The following is a 23,118-nucleotide window of genomic DNA, read 5'->3' as shown; positions in this document are numbered from 1 at the left end:
TTTTTTAAGGGATCATTGATGAATTTTACAGAATATTCCACCATTCTTAGTGCTTTTAAAGAGGGTGTATTTACTTCTATCCTAGACAGCTACGACGATATTTGCCATGCACAAGATCAGTTGATCGCTGAACTCACCAGCAAAGGTGCCGTTATCAAAGGCTGGAAAGTCGTTGAGGATTCCGGTGTTTTTATCCTATCACCTATTTTTGATTTTCAAATTTTTGAGAATAAGGGCGCTCAGTTACCTAAGGATGAATTATCTGGCATCGAAGTGGAAATCTGCTATCAGTGCAGTGTTCCGCTTTTAGCAAGTGATATTGAGTACGCGGTTAGCAATACCCAGCCACTGGTGGCTCTTGAAGTCTTGCGTCCAAAAATTAATGACAAGAGCTATCAATCTTGTGACTTTTATTACAACTTCGGCATCTTGGTTTCGAGCCAACCTATCGCAAGTGACTTTTCTCTCAAAAGCGGACAAACCTACGATTACTCGACCAGCGCTCCCGATTTTTTCGAACAGAAAAAGGCGGTGCTGTTGAAGGGCGTACAAGAATGTGTTCGTCGAGGCTATATCGATGATTTTTTCTTCATGACAGGCAGCCTTAACGGACTTATTGCAACCGATTCATGCTTGGGCAAAAACGAAGTCATTGCATCAAATGGCACGTTAATTAGTATAGATGTTGTGTAGCGCTTTTTGAGTTTTTCGATGGAACAATTAAGCGTTTTTAGCTTACTGGTTCCCATTCCCATATTTGGCGAACATCTAGAAAACGACTCCATCGCCGGACTCATCTTTGTCAGCATCGGTGTCGTTATCGCCAGCGGGATCTTTAAGAAGAGGTAGGTTCCAGTAGTTTATAAATATACCCTATTAGGGTATATTTATAAATCATTTAGAATCTTGAAGAGATCGCCATGAGTGATATTTTAAAGTCTGTTCATAAGACAGCCAAAGGCCTTAAAAAAGCGGGTGTGATTGATAAAACCACCATGCGTCAGTTTGATACCTTATGCTTAACCTCCATTCATGACTTCACGCCTGAACAAGTCAAAAAACTAAGACTCGCCAACAACCTTTCCCAACCCGTTTTCGCACAATATTTAAATGTCAGCGATAAGCTGGTTAAAAAATGGGAGCAAGGTGAAAGCAAACCCAGAGGCGCAGCGCTGAAAATGCTGTCTCTTGTGGAGCGAAAAGGGATTGAGGTTATTGCCTAGCCTTACCCAATTAACCTGAACTTGTAGAAAGCTTTGTATCTCACTTTCAGCAATAAATGAGGTAGTACGTTTCTTGTCTCTCACTCGTGTACATCAAATTCACTAGTCTCTCATTTTTTTAAGTAAATGAGAGACAAAGTCTTATATGATGTTTTTATATGCAATACCTGAACGTTAGCGAGAAATGGGAACAAGTGAGAGCAAACCTAGAGGCTGCGCTGAAAATGCTGTCTCTTGTGGAAAAAAAGTATTGAGGTAATTGCCTAGTTAGTCTCTTTTCCTTGTGTCTTGCAAGGGAAAATAGAAAGTGGGGCTTATTTCTTTTGGGTTTATAATTATTGGCTCTGGTCTTTTTATACGAAGCAAGGATATTAAATGTCACATAGGAAAACGCTGACTCAGCTCGGCTGGTTTAAAGTAGCATTTTTTGCACCACTTGCTGTTGGCGCTATAGTCGCTGGGTTTATTGCGTGGCATGACTTCTTTTCCGTTGAGTCTATGAAAGCGTGTTGGACATCTGATTGTATTAACGATGCTATTGGTCGTTTGAAGTTACCCATTGCCATCATGGCTCTTATTTTCCCTGCGGTGGCGCTTGTTGCTTCACATCATCGGTCAGCTCAAACGGCTATACAAATAGAAAGAACAGACAAGCAAATTCAGCAGGCCCAATTAAAGAATTCATTTGAAAATTGTGTGAAGCACAGAGAGCTTTTTTTTTCATATTTGGAAGAGCAAGAAAAGGTTTTAGGCGTTAAATTCACAGAAAAACAATTTTTATATGAAATAATATTCCGTGAGAATGACTTTATTCACTTCGCTTACTATGCAGATGAAATGGCTCTTAACAAAGAGTTAGTGTTAATGAATGATGACCAGGTGTTTTATAACTTTCAGAATCATTTTCACTATGTTTATTTTATATTGAATGAGCGTATAAAGTGCTGGAATCTATTAACGGGCAGTGAAGAAAGAAAGTTTTTCCATCTTGCTGATAACCTTAATACTGGATGGCTTTGGTGCGGCATCTCTATCACTATAGGAAGGAGTGGGCGATCTATTTTTGAATATAATGGCTGTTATATAAATGGTCGTTTTCAGCATGATTTTTATTTAATGCTTAGCGTCTTACAGAGTCTTGAAAAGTTTTGCCTGTCAAAAGCGTTTCAAGAAAGACAAACTACTCTATATCGTATAGAAGAAAGGAAGTTTACAGAAGAGTCATCAGATTTCTCACAGTGTTTATACACAGAAAAACGTCGAATTAGGCCTGTTTTAGACGTGAATGGTGTTGTGTCTGGGTACGAGGAAGTGCCTGACCCAGAAGAAATGATCCCGTTTTAGAGAATGAAATGCTTTTGATTAAAGATCATTAAAAAACCGCTTCCATCTCTGAAAGCGGCTTTCCATTCTTTACCAACCAATCCTACTAAATAGAATTACGCATCAATACGTTTGTATTTGATACGCGTTGGTGTGGCTTCGTTGCCAGTACGAGCTTTGTAGTCGGCTTCGTATTCGGCGTAGTTCCCTTCGAAGAAGACAGCTTTGGAATCGCCTTCGTATGCAAGGATGTGTGTTGCTATACGGTCTAGGAACCAACGGTCGTGGGAAATAACAATCGCGGCGCCTGGGAAGGCCAGTAGTGCGTCTTCCAGTGCACGTAAAGTTTCTACGTCAAGGTCGTTGGTCGGCTCATCCAGTAGCAATACGTTGCCACCTTCTTTAAGCAGTTTCGCAAGGTGCAAACGGTTACGCTCACCACCTGACAAATGCTTAACCAATTTTTGTTGATCCGACCCTTTGAAGTTAAAGCGACCAATGTAAGCACGAGACGGCACTTTGTAGTTGTGAACCGTGATCATGTCTAGGCCATCTGCGATTTCTTCAAAGACGGTTTTGTCGCCGTCTAGTTCACGCATTTGGTCAACGTAAGCAAGTTGTACTGTCTCGCCCAACGTCACTGTGCCGGTATCTGGTTTTTCGATGCCTGCGATCATTTTGAATAGGGTAGATTTACCTGCACCGTTACCACCAACAACCCCGACAATTGCACCTTGTGGCACAACCATGTTGAAGTCTTCTAGTAGCATCTTGTGTTCGAAGCTTTTGCTAACGCCTTCGATTTCGATGACTTTAGAACCAAGACGAGGTCCTGGTGGAATGTACAATTCGTTGGTTTCGTTACGATCTTGGAACTCTTGTGAGTTCATCTCTTCGAATCGAGCCAAACGCGCCTTGGATTTAGATTGACGACCTTTGGCGTTTTGGCGAACCCACTCAAGTTCCGATTTAATGGCTTTTTGGTGAGAGGCTTGTTGTTTCGCTTCGGTTTGTAGACGCGCGTCTTTTTGCTCTAACCAAGAAGAGTAGTTGCCTTCGTATGGAATACCATGGCCACGGTCAAGTTCCAGAATCCAGCCAGCGGCGTTATCTAGGAAGTAACGGTCATGGGTAATCGCCACAACAGTGCCTGGGTAATCTTTTAGGAATCGCTCTAGCCAAGCAACGGATTCCGCATCCAAATGGTTTGTTGGCTCGTCCAGTAGGATCATGTCTGGCTTGTTCAACAACAAACGACATAAGGCAACACGACGACGCTCACCACCAGAAAGGTGTTCTACTTTCGCATCCCAGTGTGGAAGACGTAGAGCATCGGCTGCAACTTCAAGGGCGCGCTCTAGGTTGTGGCCTTCTTTTGCTTCGATCAAGGCTTCAAGTTGGCCTTGTTCTTTTGCTAGCGCATCAAAGTCCGCATCGGGTTCAGCGTATTCAGCGTAAACCGCATCCAAACGCGCCATCGCTTCAATAACGTCAGCGAACGCTTCTTCAACAATGCCGCGCACGTTCTTTTCTGGATCAAGATGAGGTTCTTGCTCCAAATAGCCGATTTTGATGCCCGGCATTGGACGTGCTTCACCATTATGCTCGGTATCAACGCCCGCCATAATGCGAAGTAGAGTCGATTTACCAGAACCGTTAAGACCCAATACACCGATCTTAGCGCCAGGGAAGAATGAAAGAGAAATGTCTTTTAGAATCTCGCGTTTTGGGGGTACGACTTTCCCTACGCGGTTCATGCTGTATACAAACTGAGCCATAAAGAATCAACTTATCCTATGATTGGAGATCCATGCACTATTAATGTCGTGCATAAATTTCGTTAAAACGCTCCAGAGGGTTGCCAAAAAAGTCTGGCAAGTCGATGGAGAGCCAATTGCAATTAGTGGGGTTAAGGATAGCACAATCAAGGCTATTTCAGAATAATCAAAGCCGCGCCAGCCACAACGAAAATCGCACCAAGCCAGGCGCCAAATGCAGGGCGTTGGCCGGTGGTGATCCACAAGCCCGGTAAAATTAGTACGGGAACAACTGCTGATAGCGTAGTGACAATACCGACATTAGCGTTGCCGACGCCCCAAACTAGGACGCTCATGCCGATAACCATACCAATGGTGGCGAGGGTAGCGATGCCCATGAAATCAACACGAGTTAGTTGAGCAAAGGGAATCGCGTCAGCAGGTTGTTTGTGTCGATAAAACAAACCATAAGCCAGAACTAGAGCGAGAGCGCCAGTTCCCACGCGTAACGCAGACACCGCAATTGGGTCAGCACCATCAAGCAAAGCAGGTTTGCTAAGTAGAGCGCCACTGGCCTGACCAAGCGCTGCACCGAGTGCGAGTAAAATTCCCATGCTCAATTTGCCTTTAGTTTGTTCCCAAGCATGAAGGCTGTTTCTGCGACCAAACAATATGGCAATCACCACGCCAATCAATACCAAGCCGCAGGCAAATAGCTGACTAAAAGAAAGGTTTTCCCCTAAAAATAGCCAACCTAACAGAATCGACATAGGCGCGTTGGTGGCAAAAAGCACACCAGTGCGTCGAGGGCCAAGGCGATGCACCGCAGTAAACAGCATGGTGTCGCCAATGAAAATCCCTAACAAACCAGACAGCATGACTATCTCGGCATGTTGCCACAAGGTTGAATTGAAGCGCTGGGTGATTAAGCAAATTGCCAAAAGAATGGAGCTGGCAATAACAATACGAAAGGTATTAAAGCGCATGGTGCCAAAACGTTGAATTAAGTTTGGCGCCATCAGGCTCGAAATAGTCCAACACAAGGCAGCAACCAAGCCTGATAATTCTGCGAACGGCATATAAATCCTTATAAATTCATTCATTCTTTAATGCAGAAGAATGATAAAAGCGCACACAGTAGCTCGGTAGCTATATTATGGCGGGGTTGGTATGATTTCACCCATCACACGATGGCCTAATTTTCAGGCATTCTTACACCAAATTAGCGATATTGGAAGCACCATGCGATGCCCTTTTTGTGGAACTCAAGATACTAAAGTAGTGGATTCTCGATTGGTTTCTGAAGGCGCACAAGTTCGCCGCCGTCGTACCTGTAGCCATTGCCAAGAGCGCTTCACCACCTTTGAAGTGGCCGAATTACAAATGCCTAAGCTGATCAAAAGCGATGGAAGTCGAGAAGTGTTTGACGAGGACAAGTTGCGCAATGGCATTATCAAAGCTATTGAAAAACGTCCCGTTAGCATTGAAGCAGTAGAAACTGCGATCACTCGAATCAAAGAAAAAATGCAAGCCACTGGTGAGCGAGAATTACCCTCTCGTTGGACTGGCGAAGCCGTGATGGAAGAATTGCAGCGTCTTGATCAAGTGGCCTACGTTCGCTTTGCTTCCGTTTATCGAAGCTTTAAAGATATTAGCGAATTTCGCGAAGCGATTGACCGCCTAGAAAGCCATAAGACGGCTGCCCCAGAATCGAAAAAAGAAGACGAAGCATGACAGCATATAATCACGAATACTGGATGGCAAAAGCCATTCAACTAGCGAAAAAAGGCCGCTATACCACTCATCCGAACCCACGGGTTGGTTGTGTGTTGGTTAAAGATCAGCAAATCATTGGCCAAGGTTTTCATGTCAAAGCCGGAGAAGGTCACGCCGAAGTCAATGCCTTGGCGGATGCGAAACAAGATGCTGTTGGTGCAACCGCTTACGTCACTTTGGAGCCTTGCAGCCACCAAGGTAAAACACCGCCTTGTGCCGATGCCTTGATCAAAGCTGGCGTCGCGCGAGTTGTTTACGGTATGCAAGACCCAAATCCTGAAGTGTCTGGTAATGGTTTAGCGAAAATCAAAAAAGCCGGTATTGAAATCATCGGTCCTGTGTTGGAATCGGACTGCGAAGCGCTCAATCCCGGTTTTATCAAACGCATGCGCGAAGGACTTCCCTACGTGCGAGTGAAACTTGCCATGAGCATGGATGGCCGCACGGCAATGGAATCTGGTGAAAGCCAATGGATTACCGATTCAGCGGCGCGTCTTGATGTACAGCGTTTACGCGCGCAAAGCGATGCTATTGTCACAGGTATTGGCTCGGTGTTGGCAGACAACCCAAGCATGACGGTTCGCATTGACAACGATGACCAAGAAGCCGATCCGAAAAGCGTGCGTCAGCCGATTCGTGTGGTAATGGACACGGCGTTGTCGATTCTTCCTGAAGCGAAAATTCTTTACCCAGCGAATCAAGCTTGGGTATTTTCAGTAGAAGAAGAGGTCGAAGCAGAGCATTTAGAAGTGCTCACTAAAAAAGGCGTAACTGTGCGCTTTGCTCCACGTGGCGAAGATGGTCGACTCGACTTGCTGGACGCAATGGAACAACTTGCCGATGCAGGCATTAACGAAGTTTTATTAGAAGCTGGCGCAGAATTGGCTGGTGGTTTTTTAGAAGCGGGTCTGATCGACGAAATCGTGGTTTACATGGCACCGAAACTATTGGGTTCCAGTGCCCGTCCATTATTTAAATTGCCTTTAGAGGCGATGGACGAAGCGGTTGATCTGACACTTAAATCGGTTCGCCAAGTTGGACAAGATGTGCGTTTGGTCTATATACCAAAATACCTCGATGAAGATTTTGAAGGCGATTTTGACGAATAGCCAAAAGCTGAGTCATTGCTTTTTCAGGCTTTTTTTAAGAAAAGCCTGAAAATCGTTTTTTCTTGCTGATATTTCGCCAACTTTGCCGAGAAACCTAGAATAAATGTTGCTATAATCGCCGCACAAGACAACCCGTATATTCGTACCTTTGGTCGATATGACTCAGATACTGTCTAAAGGCTGTATCTAGTAGCTCTTTAACAACCAAGGGTATTTTTTAAACAAACAAAAGCCAAACAGACAAAAGCCAAATAGGCAAAAGCGTCAGCCCATAAGGCGACGTAGTCTGGACAATTGAGGCAAAAAATGAGCGAAGTGGAAACAGCAAACGACCAAACTCCAGCACCAAAACGTAAAGAGAAAAAACCTTCACGTTCGCAATTGCGCAGTGCTTCTCGTCGTTTGGCATTACAAGCGGTCTATCAGTGGCAGATGAACCAATCTGCCGTGAGCGAGATCGAAACTCAATTCGTTATAGACCAAGACCGTGATATGGATTCTTGCGATAAAGTCTACTTCCGCGAATTGCTACAAGGTGTAACAGCCAGCGCGAAAAAACTGGACGCTTTGTTTGAAGAATTACTAGATCGTCCATTAAGCGAACTAGACCCAATTGAATTGGCCGTTATGCGTATCGGTGCATTTGAATTGTCTCAACGTTTAGACGTGCCATACCGTGTCGCGATCAACGAAAGTGTAGAGCTAGCAAAAGGCTTCGGCGCGACGGAAAGTCACAAATACGTAAACGGCATTCTAGACAAGCTTGCACAACGCGTGCGCCGCGAAGAAATCGCCGCTCGTCGAGATGCTAATAAAGAGTCGAACAAATAGTCGAAAGACGATTATTTAAAGACTACTGAAAGCATTCTTGAAAGACAGCTAGAGCCCCGTTATTACTTGCTAATAACGGGGCTTTTTTATGCCTTTATATTGAAAAAAGTACTGTCCCTTCCCTTTTCTTCAAGGAGAAGGTTAGGATGAGGTTACTTTGTCTTTACGCACCAGCTTTGGTTAAATCCAACAAATAACGACTTGTTTCGAAACTATCGCCTACCTCCACAAGTCGTTATTTGTTGGATTGTATTGCGAGATGCAAGGTTGTCTATATTGGCTGAGATATGATGATTGTATTGCATAAAGCTTAAATGCGATGATATTCATATTATTTCGAACTTCGAGAGACTAAGCTTTCATGAAAATAAGTAATCCATTAACAATAATTGCGGTTTTTGCAGGATTAGCAGAAACGTTAGCTACGGTTGCTTTAGTTCAATTGCCTAGTGAAATACAGATTGTTTTTGTGTATTTCGTAATGGCATTCCCTACTTGTATAGTGTTTCTTTTTTTCTGGATTTTGTATCACAAAAATTTTGTTTTATATGCTCCCAGTGATTATCAAAATCAGGATCATTATTTAGAAGCAAATAATCTTAGTGAAAAGATTTATGAACAGGTAGATCTTGCGTTTGAGTCTATTAATAAAAAGGGAAACAACATCAGTCAAATTGAGATAAATGCAGTCAAAGAGAGGTTATCCCAAGTTATTTCATCTGAAGTATTATCATCTCTTTCTAATTCGATTTTGGATGCTTTAAAAGATGGGCCTAGTACGGAATTACAATTAGCTGAGCGATTGCAATGCAATAGGAATTCTATTCGAAAAGCGACAAGGAAATTGGAAGAACTATTTTTAATTCAAAAGATTCGATATGAAAACTCAATGGCAGCACCACAGTGGAAGCTGATAATTTGAAATTATACGCTTTGATTTGAACCTTCTTAACCGTATCGCTTATATATTGGAAGATGTAGGATTTATTCGGAAGGAAAATTATGCTTCACAACATTCTAGAATGAGAAAATTAATGATATTGCATTTAGCCGACAAGCGTTGGAATTGATCTCAACAACACCGCCTCCTGCTTCCCATAAGCTTAGTGCACCGAGAGGGGACTCATTTCTGGATTGTAAAAATACATCTTATTTCTCTTATTGATGGCTGGTTTATTCTGAACCCGCTATCATAGGCAGTATCAAGGTGGCTGTTACGCTGCCTTACTCAATACTTTTAGGATCATAATGAAAAAGAACTTTGTTTTATCTCACCCCAAAAAATCATACCAGCGTCTTATTGAAGAAGCGAAAAACGAAGTTAAGCAGTACATCAAAGCAGAGCGTAATAAAGCCTTGCCAGATGGCGCGGATTTTTGGGGATTTAACTGCAAATTTGGTCAAGTCGCAGACAAGGCACGTTCAATTCACGAAGGTGATATCAATACCAATATTAGCTCGGCGCAAAGCCAGCATTGGAAGACTTTTTATCTAGAAGTGATTCCAACACCAAAGCAGCGTGCAAAACGCTCAGAAGATTAAGCGCGAATTTGGCGTTAAAAAGTACAATTAAAACAGGGCAGATTACCTAGCGTAATCTGCCCTGTTTTGCTTCTGACATCGGCGGTTTAATACGGTATGCTTTGCCAGTGTTTTCGGTGCTGTATGTGAGGTCCGAAATAATAGAAGGGTAGTCTGTTGAAAGAATTCGAGTTGATACAAAACATCTTTCAAGCGTCTGTGATGGCAAGTACACAGGGACGTGGAGATCTTTTGTTGGGCATTGGTGATGATTGTGCTCAGGTGCAAGTGCCGCAAGGTCAGAGTTTGGTGTTTTCCATGGACACCTTGGTCGAAGGGCGACATTTTCCTTTCGATGCAGATCCTGTTGATATCGGTTATCGCGCGGTGGCAAGCTGTGTGAGCGATTTAGCGGCAATGGGCGCAAAACCAGCGTTTTTTACCTTGGGACTGACTATTCCAGAATCTGATCCACAATGGTTAGCTGGTTTGGCACAAGGCATGGCGGAACTGGCCGAGCCAATAGGCTTGGCCTTGGTTGGCGGCGATACCACCAAAGGCCCGTTGACCATTACGCTGCAAGTGCATGGTTATGTAGAGCCAGACATGGCGGTAAAGCGTAGCGGGGCAAAGTTCGGTGATGATATTTATGTCACCGGTTTGCTAGGCGATGCCGCGGCCGCGGTGCCGATTGTCACGGGCGAGTTGCAAGTATCCAGTGAGCGCTTTGATTATTTTTATGATCGTTTTTGGCGTCCGCAGCCAAGGCTAATAGCTGGCATGGCGCTGAAGCGAGTGGTTCATTCCATGATGGATATTTCCGATGGCCTTGCTCAAGATATCCAGCATATACTTAAAGCGTCTGGCGTCGGGGCAAATATCGACGCGAGTCGTGTGCCGATTTCCGCTGAGTTAAGTCGTTGGCAACCTGAAACTGCGGTGGCATTAGCGTTAACCGGTGGCGATGATTACGAGTTATGTTTTACTGCATCAAAAGCTCAAGTCACTGAGATAGCGCTAATCACGCAAACCCTAAGCTTGCCTTGTACCAAGGTGGGGGAAATTGTCGACAATGGTTTTGTGATCCAAAACTATGATGGCGAAGTAACAGGTTGGCAACATTTCTAATTTTTTATTTAACGAGTAGGTAAAGCTTCATGGCAAACTCTGCCCCAGCGTCGGTATGGCGTAATCCGATACATTTTTTGGCGTTTGGTCTTGGCTCTGGTGCCGCGCCAAAAGCACCAGGAACCTTTGGTACGCTTGCTGCTGTGCCCCTGTTTATCTGGTTCCTACAAGATTTAACCGCCACAGCGTACTTCATCGTACTGGTAGTGACATCGCTGGTGGGAATCTATCTTTGTGGTAAAACCTCGAAAGACATGGGCGTACATGACCATGCTGGTATCGTCTGGGACGAATTTGTTGGTTTCTGGATCACCATGTGGCTGGCGCCTGCGGGTTGGTTTTATATCGTGCTGGGCTTTGTGTTGTTTCGCCTATTCGATATCTTGAAACCTTGGCCAATCTCTTGGGTCGATAAAAACATCCACGGCGGCTTCGGCATCATGCTGGACGACATTTTGGCTGGCATTATGTCTTTTGTTGTACTGCAGGCTTTGATCGAATTTGTCTTGTAACCGCTTAAAAAAGCAGAATAAAGCGTTTAGCTCTTTTATCCAAAGCGAGAAATTCAGATATTTAATATACGTTTTAATGTTAGGAGTACTATGACATCGATTATCTCTGCTATCACAGGTTATATAATTGTCGTCTCTACGTTCTACTTGATGGGATATTGGACCGAGTTTGGTATTAATCATTTGGAGTATATAACTATTTCTGAAGTGGCTGTTGTTGCACTGAACTCCATTCTTGCATCTTTTGGCTTTATCGCACTCGGCTCACTTCTGAGCTACATATACTTGGGAAATATTTTTAAAGTTGGTGAAGGTAAATATACTCCTGAGGGGAAATTTATAAATAAATGGTGGAAGTTGATAGCGTTTCCATTTGTAATTCTTGCTGTGTATGCAATATACACTGATAAACCTCTTGCTATGTATGCTTTAGCGCTAATCTTCGCTCCCATAATTGGAATATGGATTGGAAATCAGGGCTTTTTAGAGGGTGTTATTAAAAACCCTGAGATAAGATTTTCTGTCATCAATATGGCTGTTGTTGTTATATTTTTGTCTCATCCAAAAGGTTTCTTAGATGCATATGCAAGGAAAAATGATTCTGATAATCATCAGGTTCTTATCGAAAACATCCAGTACACTTACATAGGTAGACTAGGTGACAACTTATTTCTTTATCAAGAAGCTAGCAAAAATATAATTCAATTTACCCCTGTACCGAAAAAAATAAAGTATCTTTCTAACAAATCCAGTAAAAAGGATGCAGAGATCATCACCTCTTCTTGATATGTGAAACTTTTGATGAATCTTGATTATAATAAAATGATTAACTTTAACTCCTGTTATATGAAAATACTTATTCTGCGAAAACTCTATAAAAAACCGCAGATAACGGATCATGTAGTGTTCGCGCCAGTGTCGAAATGATCCGTTATCTGCGGTTTTTGAAGCTTCATAACGTCGTGATAGTGCTCTCTTTTAACGCACAACCGCTTTGGGTTTATTCAGTTCTTTACGCTTTCTTAATGATTCGTAGAAAGGCGCGTAAGCTGGACGATCAATGTATTTTCCATCGCCAGATTCGACCATCAGTACATTGTCATGCCAAGCGAGTTTGCCATTACAAATAGTGGTTTCTGGCACACCGTGGATTTCCATGCCTTCAAAAATACTGTGTTCGATTTTCGAGTGATGCGTTTTTGCGGAAATCGTTTTAGTCGCGGCAGGGTTCCAAATCACCAAATCTGCGTCTGCGCCGACACGAATACAGCCTTTGTTTGGATACATGTTGAAGATTTTGGCTGTGTTGGTCGAGGTTAAGGCGACAAATTCATTCATGGTGATTTTGCCTTCGTTTACGCCTTTTTCCCATAGCACCATCATGCGTTCTTCCACGCCTGCTGTGCCGTTAGGAATTTGCGTGAAGTTGTTTTTGCCCATGGCTTTTTGTTCGGCACAAAAGGCACAATGATCGGTAGCAGTAGTTTGTAAGGTACCGCCTTGCACACCTTTCCATAACGCATCTTGGTGATGTTTGGGTCTAAACGGAGGGCTCATAACATGAGCCGCAGCTGTGGCCCAATCTGGATTTTGATACACACTTTCGTCAACCGTGAGATGACCTGCTAATACTTCGCCAAATACGGTTTGGCCGTGGTCTTTGGCGTAGCGAATGGCATCGACGGCTTCTTCTGTGGATACATGCACAAGATAAATTGGCGCGCCAAGCGTATTGGCAATGCTAATCGCTCTGTTAGCTGCTTCGCCTTCTACAGAAGAGGGGCGCGACAGTGGATGGGCTTCTGGTCCCGTCATGCCTTCAGCCATGAGTTTGTTTTGTAAGTGATAAACCAATTCACCATTTTCTGCGTGAACGGTTGGGATAGCACCGAGCTCTAGACACTTGGTGAAGCTAGCCACCAGAATGTCATCGGTTGCCATGATGGCATTTTTGTAGGCCATGAAATGTTTGAAGCTATTCACGCCATGGTCTTTTACCAGTATTTTCATTTCTTCCGCTACTGTGTCATCCCACCAAGTAATGGCGACATGGAAGGTGTAGTTAGAATGAGCTTGTTTCGCCCAGTCGCGCCATTGGTGGTAGGCATCTAGTAACGACTGCTGAGGGTTGGGAATGACAAAATCGATAATGGTCGTGGTGCCACCAGCGAGCGCCGCCACTGTGCCCGAAGCAAAATCGTCTTTTGCGACTGTGCCCATGAAAGGTAATTGCATGTGAGTATGTGGATCGATACCGCCTGGCATGATGAGTTTGCCTGTGGCATCAATGGTTTCAACGTCTTTTGGCAACACGCTGATGTCGCCAATCTCGACGATTTTATTGTCCTTGCAAAGAATATCGGCTTTGAAGGTTTCTTCGTGGGTGACGATCGTCCCACCTTTAATAAATAGACTACTCATGTGTCGTCCTTTTCTAGTTGTAAAGTATACGCGGCACCAAGCAGTGCCGCGGTGAAAATAATTTAGGATTGCAGTGCGTCGGTTTGAGTCGCAGAAGCGGTTTGCATATTGGCAAGTACGAAGTAAACGATGGCACCAGTGAAAGCACCAGTGAACCAGCCGTAGCTATAGAACCAACCAAGAGCCGGCATATTTAGCGCGATTAAGGTAATGACAACAGGCACAGCAAAGGCGATTAGTCCCGCATTGTTAAACGCTGGATAAAGGCTATTTGGTGTATAAAGTGCGACCAAATCTAAATGCTGACGTTTGATTAAGAAGTAATCGACAATCATGATGCCAGCAATCGGACCAAGTAGACTTGAATAACCCAGTAGCCAGTTTGAATACATGCCTTCTACGCTGACATCCGATTCCAACAAACCTAATTTTTTTAGTAATTCCCAGCCCATTAGCAGAATACCAATCAAGCCGGTGAGCAAAGCGCCACGAGTATGATTAATCAGTTTTGGTGCGATGTTTTGGAAGTCATTAGTTGGGGAAACCACGTTAGCTGCAGTATTCGTTGAAAGCGTGGCAATGACGATCAAGATCATCGCAACAGCAACCCAAAATGGGCTGTCGATTTTGCCAATCAAAGATATTGGATCGGAGATGGTTTCGCCTACCAGCGTTGTCGAGGCTGCGGTTAGAACAACACCTAAGGCTGCAAAGAAGAACATGGTGATAGGCAAACCAACGATTTGACCAATAACCTGATCTTTTTGCGATTTTGCATAACGGCTAAAATCGGGAATGTTCAATGATAAGGTTGCCCAGAAACCAACCATAGCTGTTAGACCGCCAAGGAAGTAGCCCATAAAGCCAGCGTCGGCAGGACGGCTTGCTGGTGTTGCAAGCAGCTCAGTAAAAGATACCTTGTCGCTCGCCCAAAACATCAGTCCAATGGCAACGATTAATAACAAGGGTGCAGATAAAGTTTCCATCCATTTGATAGATTCTGCGCCACGGATTACCACGTACATGTTTAGCGCCCAGAAAATGAAGAAGCCGATCACTTCGCCGACGCCACCCAAGCTTGCCCAACCATCGGATACGGCAGACAAGAACAAATGAATCGCCAAACCGCCAAACATAGTTTGAATACCAAACCAGCCACAGGCCACCAGAGCACGAATCAAGCAAGGGATGTTTGATCCAATCATGCCGAATGATGAACGCAATAACACAGGGAAAGGAATACCGAACTTGGTGCCAGGGTAGGCGTTTAGAGTTAGCGGAACCAGCAAAATGATGTTGGCGATAAGAATAGTAAATAAGGCTTCCATCACCGACAAGCCGAAGTAGGCGGTCAACACTCCACCCAAAGTATAAGTCGGCACACAAATAGACATACCGACCCATAACGCGGCGATATTCCACTTGCTCCAAGTACGATCTTTTACTTTGGTTGGCGCTAAATCGTCGTTATACGCTGAACTTTGTTGGAGGTCGCTATCAACCTCCAACTCATAAAACTCACCTTGTTTAACAGACTTGCTGGTCATTTTTGCCACCTCTTCTATTTTTCAATTATTTATAGGTTTCATTCAATGGTTCTTTGTTTTCTTCATTTATTTGTCATCATGAGTTATTGATGTTCTTTAGCTATGCGTTCGCTGGCTTCGAGCATGGCGTGCAGCAGCACATTGGCGCCTGCCGCACATTCTTCTGGTGAACTGTATTCCGCTTCGTTATGACTGATGCCATTCAAACAAGGCGTAAAGATCATCCCCGTTGGTACAAGATCCGCCATGTAACAGGCGTCATGACCCGCACCGGCGTAAATGTCCATGTGGCTATAACCGAGTTTTTCGGTGGCGGCTTTTACGTCGTCGGAAGCGTTGAACTCCACTGGAGCGAAATACCAAAAAGGATCGACGTTAACTTCCACACCATGATCGAGAGCGATTTCTTTGCAAAACGCCAATAGCTCTTCGTGCATGGTGAGCAATACATCAGGTTTAGGATTACGAAGGTCAGCGCTGAATTTCACATTGCCCGGAATCGTATTGCGTGAATTTGGCCAGACTTGCATAAAACCCACCGTGCCCAAGCCATTTTCATGGCGAAGTGCGATGGCATTCATTTCGGTAACAATGGCAGTAGCCGTTAACATCGCATCTTTGCGAAGGTGCATGGGTGTGGTGCCAGAATGAGAAGGGCGACCCACTACCTCAATGTTGTACCAGCGAATACCTTGGCCTAGTCGGACGATGCCGATGGCTTTTTCTTCGTCTTCAAGAATCGGCCCTTGTTCGATGTGCGCTTCGAAAAATGCGCCCATGTGCCGGCTGCCCAGTTCCATCTCGCCCAAGTAACCAATACGTTCTAGTTCGTCACCGAGACGAATACCATTGACGTCGGTTTTGTTTAATTCGGTTTCCAGATCGAAGCGACCGACGTAAGTTCCTGAGCCTTGCATAGCGGGTTGGAAGCGCGAGCCCTCTTCGTTGGTCCAAACGGAAAATTCCATCGCAGTGGGGGTTTCAATGTTGTTTTCATGAAGTGTGCGTAATACTTCAACGCCAGAAAGAACGCCGAAGACACCGTCGAACTTGCCACCAGTAGGTTGAGTATCAAGGTGGCTACCTGTTCCAACAGCGGGTAAATCATTGTTTGTGCCTGAGCGACGAGCAAAGATATTGCCGATTTTATCGACTTCAACGCTACAGCCGCAGGCTTCACACCAAGAAACAAAAAGGTCGCGGGCTTGCTTGTCTAAGTCTGTTCCTGCAAGGCGATTGCAGCCGCCTTTTTCAGTGCCGCCAATGTCGCCCATTTCCATTAAGGTGTCCCAAAGGCGTTGCTCGTTGATACGAAGGTCTTGCATTACTAGCTCCTACTTCTGCTTCCAATACCTTTACCAAAAGGTAAAAAATGTCGATAAAAAAACATCAACAACTTGTCTTTTAGGTCAGCAATAAGTAGGCCAAGTTTTAATCAAGTTTGCTGAGAAAGGCTCGTTAGAGTCATCTGACTGTGCTATTTTAAAACCTGTAAAAAAGATAATGTTTAATAAAAACAGCGTCTTATAAGATTAAAAAAGAATGTACTTTTTATTTAAGGCGGATTGGATTTTGGTTGAGAAGAAAGCGAAACGCACAAAGCAATCAATTAATAGAGAAGAATTAGAGTCACGTATATTACGTTCTGCCGAAGTGTTATTTGCAGAAAAAGGTTACAGCGGATCTTCTATGGAAGCGATTGCGGTAACGGCAAATATTTCTAAGCAAAATCTTATTTATTACTTTCCAAACAAAGAGTTACTCTACAAACGTGTGTTAAAAGAGATGCTCGATATATGGATAGAAAAGCTGTCTTTTCTAGAAACTCAAGGTGACACACCTGAGGCAGTTATTCGTCGTTATGTGCGCGAAAAAATGCAGCTTTCACGCATGTATCCGAATGGTTCTAAGGTTTTTGCTCATGAGATTATCAGTGGCGCACCTGTCTTAAAAGAGTACCTAATTAGCCACTTAAAACCTCAGTTTGATCGAGATGTTATGTTGGTTAAGTCATGGATAAATAAAGGATTAGTCGACGATATAGATCCAGAACATCTGTTTTTTACTATTTGGGCCGCGACACAAACCTATGCGGATTTCTCGGTGCAAATGGAAGTGCTATTAGGCAAGCATCGTTTAGATGAAGATGATTTTGAACGAGCGGAATTAGCGGTGACCGACTTTGTTGTGCGCGCTCTTGGTGCCGAAAAAAATAATTAAAAATAATTTCATCGAATTTTCCTGCTGATATTTTCATAACTGGCGTTTTTTATGACCAATTGAATTGTGTAAAAAAACGCCAATTTTCATCATCTTAACCTTTTGGTTAACTTATTACTTAACTAAACTTTAGACCGCTAGCCCTTTATTAGTGCGTGTTTTGCACTAATAAAAACAATTTACTCTGCGCAAAATGATTGCTATTAATTTTTATACCAAATGGTAAAAAAGTTAATTTAACCTCATCAAATCACTAATAGCGTGGAGTGAATATGATCTCTGATTCTGAAGCCATATCTTATGAGTTTGCTACTGGGCCAGACTTGTACGCACTCTGCCAAGAAGCCGCTAAAGCGCGTGATAACGCTTGGGGCAAACAGCTTACTTATTCAAAAAAAGTCTTTATACCTTTGACTAATATGTGTCGTGATACCTGCGGTTATTGCACTTTTGTGCAATCGCCAGATTCGCCTCACGCTAACTATATGACGCCGGAGCAAGTGTTAAAAACCGCACGAGAAGGCGCGGCATTAGATTGCAAAGAAGCTTTGTTCAGTTTGGGCGAGCGCCCAGAAGAACGTCATCAGAAGGCTCGCGACATGTTGGCTAATTTAGGTTACGACAGCACCTTAGATTATCTGCATGACCAATGCGCAAGCGTGTTAACTCACACCAGCTTATTACCTCATGTTAATGCGGGTGCTTTGTCTTTTGACGAGCTGAAACGCCTGAAACCCGTTTCCGCAAGCATGGGAATGATGCTTGAAAATGTGTCCAATAATTTACTCAAGAAAGGCCAAGCTCATTATGCTTGCCCAGACAAAACGCCAAAACGTCGACTCGACACCATAGAGCAAGCGGGTCGACTTGATATCGCCTTCACTACGGGAATCCTTATTGGCATTGGTGAAAATTGGGCAGACCGAGTAAACAGCCTTATCGCCATTCGTGATCGCCATCTTGCCTATGGGCACATCCAAGAAGTCATCATTCAGAACTTTCGCGCCAAAGCAGGCACGGCAATGGCCGATTATCAAGAACCCAATTTAGACAACATGAAGCGCACCATCGCCGTTGCCCGTTTGATCTTACCCGATGACATCAGCATACAAGCACCACCCAATTTGGAAGTGGAATACGGCAGTTACATCAATGCGGGTATTAACGATTGGGGCGGTATTTCGCCTTTGACCAAAGACTTCATTAACCCAGAACGAGCATGGCCGCAGATCAGTAGCGTGGCGCAAGCTTGTGAAGGTTTGGGTTATTCGCTGGCAGAACGTCTGACCATTTATGACCGCTTTCAGCATCAGGACAATAAATATCTAACACCTAATTTAACGCAACGAGTCGCGTCGCTGGTTAGCCGTGCTGCTCAAGTGAGTGGAGGAGTTATCGCATGAACCTATTTCCTTTAACGTCAAACAATGCCCAAGTGAGCGAATCTGTTCGAATGATTTTGCATAAGTCTTTATTGGGCGAAGAGCTGAGTGTCGAAGACGCTTGTGTGTTATTTGCTACGCAAGGTGCAGAAGCCCAAGCTGTATTAGACACCGCCGACAAAGTACGTGAAAAGCGCGTCGGCAATGTCGGAACTTTTGTGATTACGCGCAATATCAACTTTACCAATGTGTGTTACATGGGCTGCCGATTTTGCAATTTCGCCAAAGAGAAAGGCGACAAAGAAGCAGAATTTCTCACCGTTGAGCAAGTCGCAGATCGAGCCGAAGAAGCTTGGAATCGCGGTGCGACAGAAGTCTGTATTCAAGGTGGATTGCATCCAGACATAGGCGCTGATTATTACCGTAACCTTATTATCGCCGTGAAAAATCGTGTGCCAGAGATTCATATTCACGCCTTTTCTCCGTTTGAAATTTGGTATGGCTGCAAAAAAGGTCGCCTTGAGCCAGAAGCCTTTTTGACCGAGTTAAAAAATCTTGGTTTGGGATCTATGCCGGGCACAGCGGCAGAGATTTTAGACACCGAAGTACGTAAACAACTGACTAAAAATAAACTCACTACAGAAGAGTGGGTGCGCATTATTAAAGCCGCCCATTCTGTTGGCGTGCCGACGACTTCTACCATCATGTACGGTCATGTTGATCAGCCGATTCATTGGGCAAATCACCTCAAATTATTACGCGATATTCAAAAAGAAACCGGTGGATTTACCGAGTTCGTTCCGCTGGGTTTTATCCATTACGAAACCCGTTTATACAAGGACAACCCAGACAAGGTTCGCCCTGGCCCAACTCAAGACGAGCATTTTAAAATGCACGCCATTGCTCGCCTGATGCTGCAAGGTCATATCGATAACATCCAAGCCTCATGGGTGAAAATGGGCCCTGATGTGGCCGCGAGAATGCTACGTTCCGGTGCTAATGATTTGGGCGGCACCTTGATGAACGAAAGTATTTCTCGCGCGGCTGGGGCAACGCATGGTCAAGAAGTCTTCCCAGAAGACATGGTGTCCAATATTCATGCAGCAGGTTTGCATGCAGTACAGCGCAGCACCAAATATGACGTCGTAAAAGACTATCCAATAGCCGCCACTAGCATCAAAGCGCCATTGACGAACCGTATTGCGATTCAAGGAGTGGCTTAATGACCAGCTTAAATATCACCTTGTTGGCGGGTGGCGTAGGCGGTGCGAAAGCCGCCGAAGGTTTGGCAAAAAGCCAATACGCCAGCTCGACCAAGATCATTGGCAACATTGCTGACGACGATGAGTTTCACGGTCTTTGGGTCTCGCCAGATATCGATACGCTGATTTATTCCTTAGGCGATCAGATCGACCGCCAGCAAGGTTGGGGACGTAAAAACGAAACTCATCAAGTACTCACCGAGCTAAAAGCCTTAGGGCAAGACACTTGGATGACCCTGGGGGATTTGGATCTCGCCACGCATATTTACCGAACGAATTTAAAGCACCAAGGCGTCAGCGCCAGTGAAATAACAGAACGCTTGGCAAAACGTCATGGCGTTAGCGTGCCGATTTTGTTGCCGACCAACGATGTGCTGCAAACCCGAGTGAAGACACCTCAAGGCTGGTTGTCTTTCCAAGAGTTTTTTGTACGTGAGCATTGTCAGTCCGACGTGCTGGATATTGAATATCAAGGTATCGCTGATGCCAAACCGACTCTTGAGGCCTTAGAGCAAATTGCTAACAGTGACTTAATTATCATCGCGCCGAGCAATCCTATCGTCAGTATTGGCGCGATTCTCGCTGTGCCGGAAATTCAGCAAGCAGTGGAAAAAAGTGGCGCTTATGTCATTGCTGTTTCACCTTTAATTGGCGGAAAAACGGTAAAAGGCCCTGCGGATAAAATGCTCGAAAGTGCAGGAAAAAGCATCGATTCAAAAGGTATCTATGACTGTTACAGTTCATTTTTGCATGGCATGGTGATTGACGATGTAGATCAGCAAGACACCGCATGGTTGCAAGCGCAAGGTCTGGATGTACTGGTAACGCCAACTCTGATGAAAACACCTGAGGAGAAAACGGCGTTACTCACTCAAGTGGTCGAGTTCGCCTTGTCTTATAAAAAGCAGAGGGCGGCCTAATGAAACATCATTCTGCAACGTATTCGCCAAGCATTTATCACTTAATCGATAAGCTGTGCGTGGTGATTCCGATGAAATCGCCCAAGCGTTCCAAACAAAGGTTGGTTGGCTGCTTGTCGGATGCGGCCCGTGAAAAGCTGTCTTTGACCTTGTTTGAAAACACCTTGGCGTTTTTTCAGCGCCATTTCCCCATGCTAGATGTGTTGGTAGTGAGCGAGTCCCTTGAAGTGCTTTCGCTTGCTCAGGCTTATGAAGCCAACACCTTATTTGATGATGGAGAGAAAGGTCTAAACGGCGCGTTAGATTTTGCCTGCGATTGGGTGAAGCAATCTGGATACGATAGCCAACTTATCGTCCCTAGCGATATTGCGGCGTTGGACCCAGAGGAAATTATCGCATTGATGAAGGCGGCTCATGATGCGCCAGTGGTGATTGCCGTTGCCAAGGATGGCGGCACCAATGCGTTATTAACATCACCACCTGATGCGATTCACTTTGAATATGGCTGCGATTCGGCCTCTGCCCATAAAGCCAATGCAATGAATAATCGACTGGTTTGTCGCAGCCTGCATCTTGCCAATCTCGCGTTGGATATTGATCACAGCGAAGACCTGCAAGTAGCGGTGATTCGTCAACCTGAACGCTTCAAAGCATGGCGCGACAGTGGACCGCTATTCATAAATAAATCGCACATTAAGGAGCGTCACTATGCCTGATTCTATGAGCATGTTTCGTCTGATGGGTTTACCGAACTTTCGGGAAGGTGATGATTTAGCGCAAAAAATTATTGATACCTTAACTACGCAAAATCAAACGCTGGTAGCTGGCGACATTCTAGTGATCGCGCAAAAAGTGGTGTCGAAAAGCGAAGGTGCATTTGCTTATCTAGATGACATCACGCCCAGCGAAGAGGCCATCGAGTTGGCGAAAACGGTTAATAAAGACCCACGTAAAGTCGAAGTTATTCTTTCGCAATCGACGCGCATTGTGCGAGCAATGAAGCGACCAGATCAAGAAGAAGGCGTGCTGATCGCCGAGCATAAAAATGGCTACATCTGCGCTAATGCGGCGGTGGATGAATCCAATGCCGACCATCCCGGGCAACTGATTTTACTGCCCGAAGACCCAGATAAAAGTGCGCGATTACTGTGTCACAGATTAGAAGCACATTTTGGCTGTGATTTGGGTGTGGTGATCAGCGACACCTTTGGTCGTCCTTGGCGATTGGGGCAAACCAACGTGGCGATTGGCTTAGCGAATGTGCCAGGCGTGATGCACATGTTGGGTGAGTTGGATGCCTTTGGACGACCTTTGAGTGTCACCGCGCCAGCCTTTGCTGATGAACTGGCAGCAGCATCTGGGTTACTGATGGAAAAAAGAGCCAAGTCGCCAGTGATTGTATTCCGCGGCCTATCTTGGCCAAAAACCGACAGTTCGAGCCGAGACCTGATTCGTGCTCACAACGAGGATCTTTTTAGATGAAAGACGAAGCAAACAATAAAGTCGCCATCATTGGCGGAACCGGCCCGCAAGGGAAAGGACTGGCCCTGCGTTTAGCATTGGCTGGCGTCAGCGTGGTATTGGGCTCTCGTGATCCTGCCAAGGCAGCAGAAACCGCACAGCAGCTTATCGCCACCTTGGCGGAACAGGATTGTCAGGCGGACATTACTGGCTTGTCGATGGAAGACGCGACCAAAGCCGCAGACGATATGGTGATCTTATCAGTTCCTTATAGTGGTCACGATGCCACTTTGACCGCATTAGCACCATTACTCGTTGGCAAAACCTTGGTCGACATCGTTGTGCCATTGGCGCCGGGTAACCCAAAAGCTGTGGTGATGCCAGCAGCTGGCTCGGTGACAGAATCGGCGCAGTTGTTATTGGGCGACGACATCCCTGTTATCGGTGCCTTACATAACGTGTCGGCGGTGACCTTGAATGATTTATCTCGTGCCATCAATTGCGACATCTTGGTGTGCGGTAATGACCTTGAAGCGAAAAAGCGTGTCATGGATTTGATCGAAAAAATGGGCACCAAAGCCTACAACGCTGGTTTGGCAGACAGTGCTCGCTGCGTAGAAGCGCTGACGCCGATTTTGATTCGTCTGAACATGTCGAAAGAGGTGCCGTTTTCTCATGCGGGAGTTCGTATCTGCCCCCCAGATGGACACTAGTTTATGGCGACT

The 23,118-nt window shown here is 44.9% G+C and carries 23 protein-coding genes; 18 read left to right on the top strand and 5 right to left on the bottom strand.

What is annotated here, in order from left to right:
- Positions 1-18 precede the first annotated feature (18 nt).
- From CYL31_RS19085 to CYL31_RS19075, 3 genes are all read left to right on the top strand, one after another.
- The gene (locus CYL31_RS19085; protein ID WP_212916717.1) at positions 19-693 is read left to right on the top strand and encodes a hypothetical protein; all 675 of its coding nucleotides are present in this window, start codon (positions 19-21) and stop codon (positions 691-693) included.
- Between the two features lie 227 nt (positions 694-920).
- Positions 921-1,223: a helix-turn-helix domain-containing protein gene (locus CYL31_RS19080; protein WP_212916716.1), complete on the top strand. Its 303-nt coding sequence runs from the start codon at positions 921-923 to the stop codon at positions 1,221-1,223.
- 375 nt (positions 1,224-1,598) lie between these two features.
- Complete coding sequence (locus CYL31_RS19075; protein ID WP_212916715.1) at positions 1,599-2,567, top strand: hypothetical protein; 969 nt, start codon at positions 1,599-1,601, stop codon at positions 2,565-2,567.
- Positions 2,568-2,662: 95 nt separating this feature from the next.
- On the opposite strand, the gene ettA is transcribed toward CYL31_RS19075, so the two are convergent.
- Both ettA and CYL31_RS19065 read right to left on the bottom strand, forming a co-directional pair.
- Entirely contained in the window at positions 2,663-4,324 is a 1,662-nt protein-coding gene (gene ettA, locus CYL31_RS19070) for an energy-dependent translational throttle protein EttA (protein WP_212916714.1), read from the bottom strand.
- Between the two features lie 152 nt (positions 4,325-4,476).
- Positions 4,477-5,382, bottom strand: a complete 906-nt coding sequence (locus CYL31_RS19065; RefSeq protein ID WP_212916713.1) for a DMT family transporter — start codon at positions 5,380-5,382, stop codon at positions 4,477-4,479.
- A gap of 163 nt (positions 5,383-5,545) precedes the next feature.
- Between CYL31_RS19065 and nrdR the strand changes: the two genes are divergently transcribed.
- The 8 genes from nrdR to CYL31_RS19025 all read left to right on the top strand — a co-directional run bounded on the left by nrdR (position 5,546) and on the right by CYL31_RS19025 (position 11,966).
- Entirely contained in the window at positions 5,546-6,037 is a 492-nt protein-coding gene (gene nrdR, locus CYL31_RS19060) for a transcriptional regulator NrdR (protein WP_212916712.1), read from the top strand.
- Positions 6,034-7,188, top strand: a complete 1,155-nt coding sequence (ribD, locus tag CYL31_RS19055; RefSeq protein ID WP_212916711.1) for a bifunctional diaminohydroxyphosphoribosylaminopyrimidine deaminase/5-amino-6-(5-phosphoribosylamino)uracil reductase RibD — start codon at positions 6,034-6,036, stop codon at positions 7,186-7,188. Before nrdR ends, ribD begins: the two co-directional genes overlap by 4 nt.
- A gap of 306 nt (positions 7,189-7,494) precedes the next feature.
- Positions 7,495-8,019: a transcription antitermination factor NusB gene (gene nusB, locus CYL31_RS19050; protein ID WP_212916710.1), complete on the top strand. Its 525-nt coding sequence runs from the start codon at positions 7,495-7,497 to the stop codon at positions 8,017-8,019.
- A 361-nt stretch (positions 8,020-8,380) separates the two neighbouring features.
- The gene (locus CYL31_RS19045) at positions 8,381-8,941 is read left to right on the top strand and encodes a helix-turn-helix domain-containing protein (RefSeq protein WP_212916709.1); all 561 of its coding nucleotides are present in this window, start codon (positions 8,381-8,383) and stop codon (positions 8,939-8,941) included.
- Positions 8,942-9,267: 326 nt separating this feature from the next.
- Complete coding sequence (locus CYL31_RS19040; RefSeq protein ID WP_212916708.1) at positions 9,268-9,561, top strand: DUF6172 family protein; 294 nt, start codon at positions 9,268-9,270, stop codon at positions 9,559-9,561.
- Positions 9,562-9,717: 156 nt separating this feature from the next.
- Positions 9,718-10,668, top strand: a complete 951-nt coding sequence (gene thiL, locus CYL31_RS19035) for a thiamine-phosphate kinase (RefSeq protein ID WP_212916707.1) — start codon at positions 9,718-9,720, stop codon at positions 10,666-10,668.
- A gap of 29 nt (positions 10,669-10,697) precedes the next feature.
- Positions 10,698-11,180, top strand: coding sequence for a phosphatidylglycerophosphatase A family protein (locus CYL31_RS19030; protein ID WP_212916706.1), 483 nt, complete (start codon positions 10,698-10,700; stop codon positions 11,178-11,180).
- A 90-nt stretch (positions 11,181-11,270) separates the two neighbouring features.
- Positions 11,271-11,966 (top strand): hypothetical protein, encoded by a 696-nt coding sequence (locus CYL31_RS19025; protein ID WP_212916705.1) that lies wholly within the window; start codon positions 11,271-11,273, stop codon positions 11,964-11,966.
- A 192-nt stretch (positions 11,967-12,158) separates the two neighbouring features.
- Here the strand turns inward: CYL31_RS19025 and hydA are convergent, their stop codons facing one another.
- From hydA to CYL31_RS19010, 3 genes are all read right to left on the bottom strand, one after another.
- On the bottom strand, positions 12,159-13,601 hold the full coding sequence (gene hydA, locus CYL31_RS19020) for a dihydropyrimidinase (protein ID WP_212916704.1): 1,443 nt from the start codon (positions 13,599-13,601) through the stop codon (positions 12,159-12,161).
- A gap of 62 nt (positions 13,602-13,663) precedes the next feature.
- Positions 13,664-15,148, bottom strand: a complete 1,485-nt coding sequence (locus CYL31_RS19015) for an NCS1 family nucleobase:cation symporter-1 (RefSeq protein WP_212916703.1) — start codon at positions 15,146-15,148, stop codon at positions 13,664-13,666.
- A gap of 83 nt (positions 15,149-15,231) precedes the next feature.
- Positions 15,232-16,473 carry a Zn-dependent hydrolase gene (locus tag CYL31_RS19010; RefSeq protein WP_212916702.1) on the bottom strand — a complete coding sequence of 414 codons (1,242 nt, stop codon included), beginning with the start codon at positions 16,471-16,473 and terminating at the stop codon, positions 15,232-15,234.
- A 217-nt stretch (positions 16,474-16,690) separates the two neighbouring features.
- Between CYL31_RS19010 and CYL31_RS19005 the strand changes: the two genes are divergently transcribed.
- From CYL31_RS19005 to npdG, 7 genes are all read left to right on the top strand, one after another.
- Positions 16,691-17,368: a TetR/AcrR family transcriptional regulator gene (locus CYL31_RS19005; RefSeq protein WP_249411632.1), complete on the top strand. Its 678-nt coding sequence runs from the start codon at positions 16,691-16,693 to the stop codon at positions 17,366-17,368.
- Between the two features lie 272 nt (positions 17,369-17,640).
- The gene (cofG, locus tag CYL31_RS19000) at positions 17,641-18,771 is read left to right on the top strand and encodes a 7,8-didemethyl-8-hydroxy-5-deazariboflavin synthase CofG (protein ID WP_212916701.1); all 1,131 of its coding nucleotides are present in this window, start codon (positions 17,641-17,643) and stop codon (positions 18,769-18,771) included.
- Complete coding sequence (gene cofH, locus CYL31_RS18995; protein WP_212916700.1) at positions 18,768-19,973, top strand: 5-amino-6-(D-ribitylamino)uracil--L-tyrosine 4-hydroxyphenyl transferase CofH; 1,206 nt, start codon at positions 18,768-18,770, stop codon at positions 19,971-19,973. Before cofG ends, cofH begins: the two co-directional genes overlap by 4 nt.
- Positions 19,973-20,932, top strand: coding sequence for a 2-phospho-L-lactate transferase (gene cofD / locus CYL31_RS18990; RefSeq protein ID WP_212916699.1), 960 nt, complete (start codon positions 19,973-19,975; stop codon positions 20,930-20,932). Before cofH ends, cofD begins: the two co-directional genes overlap by 1 nt.
- Positions 20,932-21,648: a 2-phospho-L-lactate guanylyltransferase gene (cofC, locus tag CYL31_RS18985; protein ID WP_212916698.1), complete on the top strand. Its 717-nt coding sequence runs from the start codon at positions 20,932-20,934 to the stop codon at positions 21,646-21,648. Before cofD ends, cofC begins: the two co-directional genes overlap by 1 nt.
- Positions 21,641-22,414: a coenzyme F420-0:L-glutamate ligase gene (cofE, locus tag CYL31_RS18980; protein WP_212916697.1), complete on the top strand. Its 774-nt coding sequence runs from the start codon at positions 21,641-21,643 to the stop codon at positions 22,412-22,414. The genes cofC and cofE overlap by 8 nt, the downstream gene beginning before the upstream one ends.
- Positions 22,411-23,106 carry an NADPH-dependent F420 reductase gene (gene npdG, locus CYL31_RS18975; protein ID WP_212916696.1) on the top strand — a complete coding sequence of 232 codons (696 nt, stop codon included), beginning with the start codon at positions 22,411-22,413 and terminating at the stop codon, positions 23,104-23,106. The genes cofE and npdG overlap by 4 nt, the downstream gene beginning before the upstream one ends.
- The last annotated feature ends 12 nt before the right edge of the window (positions 23,107-23,118 follow it).

The sequence above is a fragment of the Marinomonas sp. A3A genome (genome assembly GCF_018336955.1).
GTDB lineage: Bacteria > Pseudomonadota > Gammaproteobacteria > Pseudomonadales > Marinomonadaceae > Marinomonas > Marinomonas lutimaris.
This window is presented reverse-complemented; position numbering and strand designations above follow the sequence as displayed.